Origin of the sequence: Luxibacter massiliensis, from assembly GCF_900604355.1 — a bacterium.
Lineage (GTDB): Bacteria > Bacillota > Clostridia > Lachnospirales > Lachnospiraceae > Luxibacter > Luxibacter massiliensis.
In genome coordinates, this window is sequence record NZ_UWOE01000001.1 from 2,508,275 (window position 1) to 2,520,274 (window position 12,000).

The window sequence follows — 12,000 nt, forward strand, 5'->3', positions numbered from 1 at the left end:
TTAGTTTATATAACTACCGAAAGGATTTTGAATTTCTTTGATTTTGCTTTCTGATAGTGCCATTTTTGAGCAAAAAACAGCACTATGCACAAAAAATCGCAGATAAAATACGCTTTTCGAATGAAAAGCAGGAAAAATTTCGTGAATTATTACCAATTCAAAAAATGACGATTTACCGATATTCAATATGATATTGGGATTTACCGATGATTTTAATAATCAATTCATTGATGATAAGTATTCGACGATTATAGAAATATAAACAGGAAGCTTTTGCGTGATTATTCTTTTGCAACTGTTTTTCAGGTGTATTTTTATCCTGAATCACCCTATACGGAGTTACCACTCCGTATACACCCTGTTCAAGGTAAAAGACATAATTGCCAGTACATTTGCACGTATAGTATCTGCAGGCCAGGTGGCATAGATTTCACTGGAGGCCACATTTTTAATGTAATCTTTGTATTTCACATAATAATTCTTAGCAGTTGAATCTCTGGGAGAACCGTCATGGACTACAATATACTCTGGCACAACTACCCTGCTAAGTACAATTTCTCCCGTCTCATTGACAGGCTTTATTTCGTCCTCTGCTATCTTTGGGGGATACTCCTCATATAAAGTATGCCCTGGAATCACAAACACCTGCTCATCCCTGCCAGTCTGGTCGTCAGGGCGCAGCCTCACATTTTGTATTGCCTTTACGTCAGGCAGGATCTCAGCTCCCGCTATACTCATTGTCTCATAGCCTGGAGCACGGATTTCCAGCGTATATTCTGAATAAGGCTGCTCTTCTATAGCGGGATTCAGGCTGTATTCCAGGGGCGGCGAAGCCAAATCCAATATTTCCGTCTGCCCGGATGTGTCTGTGCTGACCTCCTCCAGAGTACTCTCCGGTACCCCTGTATATGAAATGGAAATAGTTGCCCCTGTAATAGGAAGGGATGTAATTTCTGAGGTTACGTTCACCTGCAGCTGGCCCTTGTATGTTGAATCATTCTGCATTGCCTTTAAAACTTTCATAGCTCTCCTTACACAATAAATCGTCTCTATTATATATATGATTCATTGTGCCAAAAGGTGACTCTGCCGGAAAAGGAAATCCATCCCCACCTGTAATATTTCCTCTATAAATTTAATTCATCCATATTGAGCTTCAGGCCCCTTAAATAACAGTCATACATCCTTGCCGCAGGCAATTGCCTGATTTGAATCTTTTCCAGTCCAAGAGCCGAAAGCATATCTATCCTTACAGAACCTTTTTCAATAATGGCATTCTCTTCTGTGGGCAAGAGAAAACAGTTCCTGGCCCTGCTTATTTTATTTGCCTCAATAAATTCCCTGTATGCCAGTTGGTATAAGTACTGTTTTGTTATATCGCCTACGCCCGGCTGGCCCATCAGTGCTTTTTCGGGTTCCAGCTGCACTGTATAATACTTGGCGTCAAATATAGCAAAAGTAAACTCCCCCTGCTCACTGTAAATACTTATTAAATCAGGAGCCAATGTTTTATGTGCTTCCTTTTCAAATTCTGTACGGCAGGCATCATACCCTGTCCAAATAGGTTTTCCGATAATCTCTATCAATTCATATTCTGCCGTATAGGATGCATTTGCCGGAACTACCAGGTTTCCTGGCAGATTTAACGCTCCCAATTGTGTATGGAGCTGATTATCCATAACTTCCGCACAGACCTTCTCCCATACAAGATTAAAACTAGCCGTTCCGAATATACCAAAGTTATACACATCATCGATGGCCCCCTGGTTAGAAATAAATGAGGCAAGGGCCTTTAATATGGCTTGTTTACGTGTATTAAACTGCACATTCATTTCTTTTTCCAGCCGGTATATAATATAAGTATCTTCTCCAAAAAAATCTGGTTTTTCATCAGATAATTTAGTCTCTTCCATTCCAAACAGATCCAACAGACCCGCCTCATTTAATTCCATGCTGCATACAGACAACACACATTTATGAAGGCGCTGAAAATAGTCGCCCTCATCCTGAATTCGTTTCTTTGTCTGTAGCTCCACATAATATGGCTTGTTCTTTACAAGAACGGGGTATGTATTATGTACTGTTTCATCCCAATGTATCTCACCTGGGCCATTTGTTTCTATTATATCCCTCATATTTGTATAAAGGCCATTTTCGTAATAATCTCCCAATAAAAACAACATAATGCCCAGCCTGTTAAATACAGAGGCATCTCCTCCCTCATAATATATCTGTATAATCTGCTTGTTTGTATTATACTTTTGCAAAACCTGCAGAATCTGCTTCAGTTCTGCCGCAGGTTCACTGGATTTCGACAGATATTTGGGATAACACTTTAATATCCTCCCCTCAATTATGATGATTCCTACAACAGTAAAAATATACAGGCTCTTATCCCCAGGCTCTTCTGCAGTACTGATTTCAAAGTCTTCCTCAGTTAAGTCTGTCATATCTCTCTGTTCTCGTGTATTTTTTACAGTTTTTAGGACACCATATTCTTTCAGCCGCCTTGCCATACGAATCATGTCCGCCTCAGAACAGTCCAGGATCTCTTTTAGCTCTTTCTTAGTATACCTTTTCTGTTCTCTAACAAACTTTGATTTCATTCAGCTTCCTCCCCGGCTCCTAGGGAAGTACCCGCGCCCTCTGGTGCAGCAGGCTGCAGAGGCTTTTCATTAAATCTGCTTTTTATTTTATCAGAAAAGATAAAAACACCTTTCTCCTCAAACTCCGCACATATTTCCGAGTATCTAAGCGCCCTATCCCTATGCAGGCATCCTGCAAAAATTGTATCTCTCTTATGCCTGGCCGCATCCTCGAACAAATACATGATTACTTTACTTTTAAAAGCATCAATAAATGAGTCCGTATCAATTTCCCCCTCCTCGGGAATAATGCTTTTGGACAAAAAATATGGACCCAATAATTTATCTTCATTAATTTTATGATCAGATAACTCGTCATTGATAGCTTTTCTCAACTCATTCCATTCAATCACACGGCTATTGGCCTCTCCTCTCCCGAGAATCACCTTTTTACCTCTTATTTTTTCATCGTTATCATCAATTCCCAGATATGTAAAATCCCATCTTCTTTTAAATGCTGTATCCATTGGGAATACACCCTGGTCTGCACTATTCATTGTAGCCCAGATAAACATATTCCCAGGTATCCTGACAGAGCAATAGTCTTCTGGCAAACCGCCCAGCACATCCGGCCTGGCCAGGTACTCTCTCATATCCTTGGAGGGCGTTATAGGATATTCACTTACATAGTTTTCCCTGTCTAAAAGCTGAAACACATCTCCAAATACTGCGGCCACATTGGCCCTGTTTATTTCTTCAATTATCAAAAGGTAAGGTTTCACATGGTCTGTCCTGCCGCTCTTGACTGCCTCAACATAGATCCTCATAAATGGCCCCGGCACATACGCATAAGTAATGGAATCTTTCCCATCCGAATCTTTATATGGGACAGGCTTATATGTGCCCACAAAATTCGCATAAGAATAATCTGGATGAAAGGTGACACGTTCATAATTTGTATCCTCATCCTCCCCCAGCAGGCTCTTACGGTCCTGGTTCAGGGTATAGCTTTTCCCAGTCCCCGGGGCGCCAAATAAGATACGGTTGCGGGGAAAATCGCTTTCAAATACTAGTTCCTCTTTATTAAGATGGCCCAAATCACCTACAGAATCCTCCCCTTCGGAGTACCCATGGAAATCCTTATAATTTTCCAAATAATAAAAAATAAACTCTGGCCTAAATCCCACAAGCTTCCTGGCCTTATCCACACAAACACCAATATTTTTAGCTTTCAGGAGGATATCATTCACAAACACACCCCGGATACTGGGATTTGTTTTATAATTTATCTTCTCATCAACAGGGTATCCCACAATAATTGCATCCTGGATATCGTCATCCTCCTCGAAAACATAAAAACCTAAAATCAGCGTCACCCCATCCTTATACTCGCGGGGATCCATCTTGCTCAGCTGTATTTTCTTCTCATAGGGGCTCCTGCTTTCGTTTCTAATGTTTCCTGCAAATAAATCAATATCAAAAGCATCGCCCAGAGGACTCTCCAGCTTTATATTCCAATGCACACTATGTTTACCAAGTACAGTATAGCTCCATCCATATTGAGAGAACAATTCCTGGATCAGAACTTCTAATTTATTGCTTAATGCAGTTGTCTTCTGTACTATTTCGCCATCATGGTTAATTTCATAACGAGTATTATCTGCCATGGAAATATACCTCCTTTATCCTTGAAGCCAGAATATATGCCATCTTCACAGGCACTGCATTTCCAATTTGCCTCCATTGTTCCTTCATCTCTCCAGTCAGGATGTACTCATCAGGAAAGGTCTGCAGCCTTTTCAGTTCTTCTATCCTCAGAAACCGGTTCCTCCAATGAAACGGTCCCTGGTTATTTGAGAAGCTTGCCTGTATTGTCCAGGATGGCCTGTCTGGAGTTAGTTTTAAAAGAAAGGTCCAATATCGTGACTTCCATTTGAATTTTGGCTCAGGATAGCCTCTCTTTTCAGTAAAGTACAAATAATTGCTGCCGGCCGGTATCTCTAAAAGCAATTCGTAATCCTTTGCCCCGGGCCTCTGCAGTGATTCTTCTTCAGTAATATTGTCAAAATCCCCTATGGCCTCCCCACAGGTAACCCATGGGAGCTTATTTGTATTCTTCTGGGGATCCCCATGGGTTTCTTTTGGGAACACAAATTTAGGAAGTCCTTTTAAGCTCCCCACACAGAAAAATCTTTTTCTTGTCTGAGGCACCCCATAATCTGCACAGTTGACTACTCTGCAGGATATATTGTAACCAAGCATTTCTGCCTTTTCCTTCAAAAACTCAAATTCCTCCTGATGGGTTTTGAAAGTAAAGCCATCCACATTCTCAAATAAAAATACTTTTGGCTTTAGTTCTTCTAAAGCCCTGAAATATTCAGGGACTGCAAAACCCGCATGTTCATCCTCAAATCCCTTGGCCTTGCCCACTAAATAGTGTCTTGTCTGGCTATAGGGGGGACAGGGAGGCCCGCCGATCAGACAATCAATTTCGCCAAACCTCTTCTTTAATTCTTTAAAATCAATTTGTCTCACATCCCCATTAAATACTTCGTCAGCCATATGATTCTCTATTAGGGTATTACAAGCAACGTCCCAGACATCTGACGCATACAGTGTATGGAAGCCAGCCTGTCCAAACCCGATATCCAAACCCCCGGCCCCTGAAAAGAGGCTGATAATCCGGGGTTCCTTTATATCCATCTGCATAATTCATCAACCACCTTTTTTGCTAATAATGGAGGGACTGCATTGCCGATCTGCTTATGCTGTGAACTCACACTTCCATAAAAGACATAATCATCGGGAAATGTTTGTATTGCAGCAAGTTCTCTTATATTTAGCCTCCTGCTTTTCCAATGGAAAGGGCCCTCCCAATGTCCAGGACTGGCAATCACTGTCCAGGAGGGCAGAAAGGGATGCAGTTTCAATAGAGAAAGCCAGTATCTTTTTCCAGCCACAAACACGGGATCCGGATGGTTTGCGCGCTGGGTCAGGGCAATATAGTTTTTTCCATATGGAATGCAGGTTAATTCATGTTCCCATTTCCCCTCTGCCTCAAGTTTCTCACCTATACAATATGCAGGCGCATCAAATTTACCTATCCAGTCAATTACACGCTCATATGGCCGTAAAGCCGGATTTTCAAGGACTTCTTTCTCCGACCCGTGAGTTTGGGGAAGCAAGGCCTGTATATCCTTTTTGCTTGCCAGGAAGAACACCCTTTTTCTCTTCTGGGGAATACCATATTCTGCTGCATTGAGCCTCAGCATTGAGCACTTGTATCCCAGCTTATCCATATTTTCTTCTATCACATTTACCGCCTCTTTATTAGAGGGGTGAAGTATACTCTCCACATTTTCCAGGACAAAGCCGTCTGGCTTCAGTTCAGAAATAATTTTAAAATAAGGTTCAATCAGGTTTCTAGGATCCTGGCTGGAATTCCGTTTCTCATTGGTGACCCAATAACCGGCCTTAGAAAAGGGCTGGCAGGGCGGCCCGCCAATTATAATCAGCTTCTCAGGTTTTTCTCTGTCCAGTATTTCTTTATAATGGGCACCTGTTATCTGGGTAATATCACCAGCTTCATGCAATGTATCGTGAAAAAAAGAATTCATCTTTAAAGTTTCAACGCTGTCCTCAAATATATCCAAACTTGCAAGAACCTTTACGCCTGCCAGCTGTGCGCCAATGTCCAGACCGCCTGCACCCGAAAACATGCTGATGGCTTTTATGCCCGGCCGGTATTTTGTCTCCAGGCCATTCACCGTATAACCCTTATGCTCAAAGGGAATTATAATATTTCCGCTGCCGTCTAAGTCAAATGCTGCAAGCATCTCCTCCCTCTGATGGGGAGTGATATTCTCAAAATACTGCTTTTCTATTTTATAAGTTGACATATTTCCTCCTAAGCAAATGTTGCCCTCTATACTTTTGATTCATTAGGTTAGAGTGCGTTTGCCAAGGTTCATTGTATCACTGATTTGTATGATTTCAAACATGTTTATTTGAATTAATAACTGTTTTTGCTATTTTCCATTTATTCTTACATCTCTCCGTACTGTGTCCTGCTGATAATTTCATTTTGTATATCCCTATCCAGCTCAGTGAAAAAGGCGCTGTATCCGGCTACCCTTACGACCAGGCTTCTGTATTTTTCTGGGTGTTTCTGCGCCGCTCTTAATTTTTCTCCTGTGAGAATATTAAACTGTATGTGCACGCCTCCCAACTGAAAATATGTGCGGATTAAATATGTTAATTTCTGCCTCTCCTCATCAGTCTTAAGCATAGAAGGCATGAATTTAAGATTATAATTTACCCCGTTGGAGGCCAATTCCTGAGGAATACTCGATACCGATTTAACCGCCGCTGTGGGGCCTTTTATATCCATGCCGTGTTTGGGGGATATTCCTCCATCCCCTAAAGGCATACCGGAAAGCCTTCCACTTGGCAGGGCGCATACTTGTCTGCCCAAAGGTGTATTAGAGGACAGACAAAATAGGCCGGGCCGGAAATGTCCGCCTCTGGCAGTCTGTTTGGCGCTCACAAGATCACAGTACAGTTTTGCCACCCAGCCAGCCATTCTATCTGCCTCCTCTACATCATTCCCATACTTAGGCACTTTGTTGATCATATATTGCCGGAGCATCTCCTGCCCTTTGTAGTCCGTACACAGTACTTTTCCCAGTTCATCCAGGCTTACTCTCTTCTCCTTGAACACCGCCTGCCTGATGGCTGTCAGGGAATCCCCCACATCGGCAATACCTACTCCCTGGATACCAATATAATTATATTTTGCCCCTCCCCGGGTACAGTCTTTTCCATTTTCCATACACCCTTCCAGAAGCATAGAAGAAAAAATATGGGGGCCATAATCCCCAATCAGTTTTTCAGTACAGTTCAGGGAACAAACCATCATCGATCTAAAATATTCCATCTGTGCCTTAAAAGCCTTGCAAATATCCTCAAATTCCGAAAAATCTTTCAATTTACCAGTTTTAGGTCCCATCTGCATTCCAGACATCTGGCATACTCCGTCAAATAAAGCCAGCTCAAGACATTTCGCAACATTAAAAAATCCTGCATTTGTGCTCCCCATCGTATTTCCTGACCCCGTAGGTTCTACGCATCCCACAATCCCATAATTCAGAGCCTCTTTCTTTGTCAGCCCGTCTGCCATTAATTCCCGGATGATAATATCATCATTGAAAAACGGCATTTTCCCCCCTTCGTGCCGTACAAGTATTTCTATCACCCGTTTAATAAAACAATCTGGATTTTTAGAAGACACCCGGATACTGGTATTAGGCTCCGAGTTAAATACAGCCTCTTCCGCATCGAGACAAACATATGTAAAATCGCAGACCCCATCTTTCCCCTTCTGATCTACCCCTCCCACTACAATATTATTGGCTGTAGAAAAACCTCCATTGTTGCGGGCACTGGAATACGTACATGCCTTTATGATGTCACTGTGCTTTATCCACAGGCACTCTAAGATTTCCCTGGCTTCATCCCTACAGAGGATTCCCTCTTCTATATCATTTTCGTAAAACGGCCGAAGAATCTGGTCGATTCTTCCTCCAGAAATTGAAGATCCATTCTGGCTGCAATAGTCAATTAGTATGACAAACCAAAAGGACTGCACAGCCTCAAAATAATTCCCTGCCGGTTTATATGGCACCCTTCTGCAGCAGGCAGCAATTAAAAGCAGTTCTTCTTTGCGTCTTCGGCATCCACACTCCCAGGCCATCTTCTCTGACAGCCTGGCATAACGCTCTTGAAATATTTTCACTCCTTCTATGCAGATTAGGACAGACTGATAAAACTGCATTTTTTCGGCATAGTCTATATCACAATAGTCCAACTGCTCCATAAACTCCTTTGCATCATTTTCTATCTTTATAAAACCATATTTAAGTACTTTCTCTATGTCTGGAAGATAATGCCCATGTCCGCTGCGTGTACGGCTCAACGGATTAAACACCCGATATGGAGAATCCAGCACGTCTAAAAGCGTCCTATTAAAATAATACGCCGCCCTCTCCCCTGTAGCCCTTGTCTTCCAATATGGAAAAATTTCGTTTAACAAAAAATTCTTATCCTCCTCCGTAATCTGCAGAGTATCTACTTTACGTTCAGGCATAAGATCCAGTTCCTTTTTGTCAAATATTCCATATTCTGGAAATAAGGGAGCATTCCTTGGCTTAGAAGCATGGTTCCCTACAATGAGCTCCTCCTCATCGATAAAAACTGTCATATGTTCCAGCAAATATTTTAATGCCTTTGCCCTTCTGAGTATATAGGGTTCCCCCTCTGTCATACGGTAGCTTTCTGTGACAAGTCTTGCCCTCTCCACACATATCCCAGGTACATTTTCCCGCATCCGGCCATTTAAAAACTCTGTTCGCCTTTCTCTTGCCAATCCCTCTGGAAGAAAAATTTTATTTTTCTCTCTCATCCTGCTATATCCTCCCTATTTTATTATTGCCCGGTCTCTACATATGATTTTAGTTTCACCGGATCCTGACAGCAAGAAAGGATACCCTGTTTTTTTTATAATTTGATATATTAACGAAAGTTTTTAATTATTTTTTACGATTACTGCACATACAAAAACCGGTATCCAGACACCCAGGCCCAAATACCGGTCAAACCAAATTTAATTATTTTGCAATATAGACATTCCCTGCACTGCATACTGCCGCCAGTGCTTTTGATGGATGAAAATTATCTGTAATCACAGTGTCAAACTTTTGGACTGGGGCCACCACAGAAGTAAAATCTAATCCAAATTTATGGGAATCTGCCAACAATATACTTCTGCCTGCCGCCTCCATCATAGCCTGCTTTGTTTTCATCTGCGAATAACCAATAATACTGACGCCCTTATCCGCCGAAACTCCATTTGCCCCCAAGAAGCAATAATCCGTGTGGATTTCCTGTAACTCTGCCATACCTGCCCTCCCAGACGTGGAACCAAGATTCCTGGAAATTTCCCCGCCAAGGATATGGATGGATACATGCTTTGTTTCCAGCAGTTCGATTACCACATAAACTGAATTTGTATATATATACATACTTTTTTCTTTATTCTTTTTAATCTGTTTTATAAGATACAGGCAGGTAGAGGAATCATCAACCAGAATCGTACTGCCATCTTCCAATAAAGAATATGCTGCCTTCGCAATTGCCATCTTATTGGCAGCATAACGGTACACCGTCTCCTGTACATTACCTTTGTACAGATTGTCCCCGGCTTTTTTGGCGCCTCCATGAACCCGCTTTAAGAGTCCCTGCATTCCAAGTATATTTAAATCTGACCGGATTGTGACTTCCGAGACATTTAGCTTTTTAGCAAGCTGGGCCACATACACACTGCCCTCCTCATCCAGTATTTTTAGTATGGATGAAAAACGGTCTTTTTTCATAATTTGTTTTCCAATATCCTCTCTCTGCTTATCCTGACACAACAGTTCCTCTATAAATAGCTGTTCTATCCCTATAATGTTGGAGGGATATTTTAATTTTTTATTCTGCCAAACTAATATTGCGAAGCCATTGTGTAATATCACCTTCTGCATTTGATGCGCTTGTTCTTAAGCCTTCTGTAATTGTTGCAGAAGGCTCTAGTCCTTCTATCGTCTCCACTATCTCAGCGACCCCACTGCCTCCACTGGTGCAGAAAGGTGCAATAGTTTTCCCAGACAGGTCGTAGGTATCAAAAAATGTATACAGAATACGCGGCATATCTCCCCACCATATTGGGGTGCCTAAATAAATCACATCATACTTCTCAATATTATCAATACCTCCTGAAATTGCAGGCCGGGCATTCTTGTCATTCTGTTCCACAGTAGCACGGGTAGTTTCGTCGCCATAATTTAAATCATCGTCCGTATATGGCTGCTCAGGTGTTATTTTATACAGATCAGCTTCCTGCATCTGGGCAAGTACTTCAGCAACAGACTCCGTATTCCCCGTGGCAGAAAAATACACAACTAATTCCTTGTTAGTACTTTCTCCTGGTTCAGCTGGTTCTGTATCTCCTGCCTGGACTGATTCCTTTGAGGAGATGTCTGTCTCTGCTGATAAGTCCTTGTCCTTATTAAAATTTTCATTGTTTTTGCACGCTGTCAAGCTCAGCAACAATGTGCAAGCCATAATAACAGAAAATAACTTCTTCATATTTTGGGGCCCTCTCTAATATTGCATCATAGGATGTATATTACGTCCTCTGTTACAATTGTACCTATATCCCTGCAATGTATCAATAGATTTTTATATAATTTTACTTTATTTCAAGAATCCCCAAATAGTGCTGCAAATATCAGGCCAATCACTTTAAAATAAAGCCATTCGGTCATCTTTAAAGAAAGGTAAGCTAAAATCTATCCTTTTAACCCTCTTGCCTGCCTATCCATATCCTCAATAACAATATCGTAAATTGCTCCTAATGTCGCACAGTATTCAAGTACTTTCCAAGGTTCATTTGTATGGTAATGGATCTTTATTACCTCTTCATCCCCAACTGCCAGCAGGCAGTCGCCTTTAAAATGCTCGATAAAATACTCACTTATTATGTCCTCATCAAGATTCTCACCTTCAATTAATAATTGTGTGTCGTAAATATACTCAATTTTATCCATGCTAAACCCCCCTATCTATATTTTCCGAAATTCTATTTGCTCTCTCTGCGGATTTGGATTAGTCTTAGTGTATCCTGGTACAGAGAATTATCAGAATCCACGTCTATCATAAGCCATTTCTGCCCGTTTCCTTCTTTTGTTTCATTATAAACCTTCTGCATATCCCCAGAAAGCTGTGGCAGTAAATTTTCAGCTTTTTCTTTCTCCTTCCTGCCCACCACAACCAACACTGTAAAATATGCCCTACGTGGATAAATAACACACAAAGCTTTCCCCGCTTTTCTCAATTTTATATTCCATCCCCGTGCCCAACTATCCTTACTATATTCAACTTTACAGAGCGCTTTGTATGTATCAAGCATAAATTGAAGAAACTGGCCAAATAGTGGGTTCCCGATATAATCACTAATCTCATCTAAATCTGGCTCATAACTCATATCCCTTATATCCAGCATCATCCTTTCCTAACCTCCTCACTTTCCAGGTTATTGGAGCTACATTTCTTTTCCTGCCCCTACTCGTCTTTTAATACAGCAATTTACTCTCTGATTATATCACCATAAATATGACATCTGCCCGTCATGTTTCTAGTTCTCTACAAAAAACACAAGACTTATACACCTTCCGGCTATATAATAAACCTCTCCTTCTATAGGGACAGTGTCCAACTCCATGGTTAGGATAGCCATATACCATACAGCCAGAACTTGTTTTATATAGCTTCTGACTTTTACTCCCAGCCTGTAAAATTTCCTTCCAGCCTGGCA

General features: G+C 41.4%; 9 protein-coding genes and 1 pseudogene. All 10 read right to left on the minus strand.

Annotated elements, in window-relative coordinates; translation table 11 throughout:
• Positions 1–342 precede the first annotated feature (342 nt).
• Positions 343–1,023, minus strand: a pseudogene (locus tag EFA47_RS11570) (carboxypeptidase-like regulatory domain-containing protein); the annotation flags it as partial.
• 104 nt (positions 1,024–1,127) lie between these two features.
• Entirely contained in the window at positions 1,128–2,606 is a 1,479-nt protein-coding gene (locus tag EFA47_RS11575; RefSeq protein ID WP_122643418.1) for an LlaJI family restriction endonuclease, read from the minus strand.
• On the minus strand, positions 2,603–4,252 hold the full coding sequence (locus EFA47_RS11580) for an AAA family ATPase (protein ID WP_122643419.1): 1,650 nt from the start codon (positions 4,250–4,252) through the stop codon (positions 2,603–2,605). Before EFA47_RS11580 ends, EFA47_RS11575 begins: the two co-directional genes overlap by 4 nt.
• Positions 4,242–5,294, minus strand: coding sequence for a DNA cytosine methyltransferase (locus EFA47_RS11585; protein ID WP_235853255.1), 1,053 nt, complete (start codon positions 5,292–5,294; stop codon positions 4,242–4,244). The genes EFA47_RS11580 and EFA47_RS11585 overlap by 11 nt, the downstream gene beginning before the upstream one ends.
• Positions 5,279–6,484 (minus strand): DNA cytosine methyltransferase, encoded by a 1,206-nt coding sequence (locus tag EFA47_RS11590; protein WP_122643420.1) that lies wholly within the window; start codon positions 6,482–6,484, stop codon positions 5,279–5,281. Before EFA47_RS11590 ends, EFA47_RS11585 begins: the two co-directional genes overlap by 16 nt.
• Before the next feature lie 146 nt (positions 6,485–6,630).
• On the minus strand, positions 6,631–9,045 hold the full coding sequence (locus EFA47_RS11595) for a glycyl radical protein (RefSeq protein WP_122643421.1): 2,415 nt from the start codon (positions 9,043–9,045) through the stop codon (positions 6,631–6,633).
• A gap of 205 nt (positions 9,046–9,250) precedes the next feature.
• On the minus strand, positions 9,251–10,015 hold the full coding sequence (locus tag EFA47_RS11600; protein WP_164689988.1) for a DeoR/GlpR family DNA-binding transcription regulator: 765 nt from the start codon (positions 10,013–10,015) through the stop codon (positions 9,251–9,253).
• 100 nt (positions 10,016–10,115) lie between these two features.
• Positions 10,116–10,772: a flavodoxin gene (locus tag EFA47_RS11605; RefSeq protein WP_122643423.1), complete on the minus strand. Its 657-nt coding sequence runs from the start codon at positions 10,770–10,772 to the stop codon at positions 10,116–10,118.
• 203 nt (positions 10,773–10,975) lie between these two features.
• A complete protein-coding gene (locus EFA47_RS11610; protein WP_122643424.1) occupies positions 10,976–11,233 on the minus strand; it encodes a kinase to dihydroxyacetone kinase in 258 nt (85 codons plus the stop codon).
• Between the two features lie 32 nt (positions 11,234–11,265).
• Positions 11,266–11,691 carry a DUF3788 domain-containing protein gene (locus EFA47_RS11615; RefSeq protein WP_235853256.1) on the minus strand — a complete coding sequence of 142 codons (426 nt, stop codon included), beginning with the start codon at positions 11,689–11,691 and terminating at the stop codon, positions 11,266–11,268.
• Positions 11,692–12,000 lie beyond the last annotated feature (309 nt).

Bases quoted from the DNA above. Each gene is read 5' to 3' on its own strand.
- EFA47_RS11580 (WP_122643419.1), bottom strand. From the start codon at position 4,252: ATGGCAGATAATACTCGTTATGAAATTAACCATGATGGCGAAATAGTA.
- EFA47_RS11585 (WP_235853255.1), bottom strand. From the start codon at position 5,294: ATGCAGATGGATATAAAGGAACCCCGGATTATCAGCCTCTTTTCAGGG.
- EFA47_RS11590 (WP_122643420.1), bottom strand. From the start codon at position 6,484: ATGTCAACTTATAAAATAGAAAAGCAGTATTTTGAGAATATCACTCCC.
- EFA47_RS11595 (WP_122643421.1), bottom strand. From the start codon at position 9,045: ATGAGAGAGAAAAATAAAATTTTTCTTCCAGAGGGATTGGCAAGAGAA.
- EFA47_RS11575 (WP_122643418.1), bottom strand. From the start codon at position 2,606: ATGAAATCAAAGTTTGTTAGAGAACAGAAAAGGTATACTAAGAAAGAG.
- EFA47_RS11605 (WP_122643423.1), bottom strand. From the start codon at position 10,772: ATGAAGAAGTTATTTTCTGTTATTATGGCTTGCACATTGTTGCTGAGC.
- EFA47_RS11615 (WP_235853256.1), bottom strand. From the start codon at position 11,691: ATGATGCTGGATATAAGGGATATGAGTTATGAGCCAGATTTAGATGAG.
- EFA47_RS11610 (WP_122643424.1), bottom strand. From the start codon at position 11,233: ATGGATAAAATTGAGTATATTTACGACACACAATTATTAATTGAAGGT.
- EFA47_RS11600 (WP_164689988.1), bottom strand. From the start codon at position 10,015: ATGAAAAAAGACCGTTTTTCATCCATACTAAAAATACTGGATGAGGAG.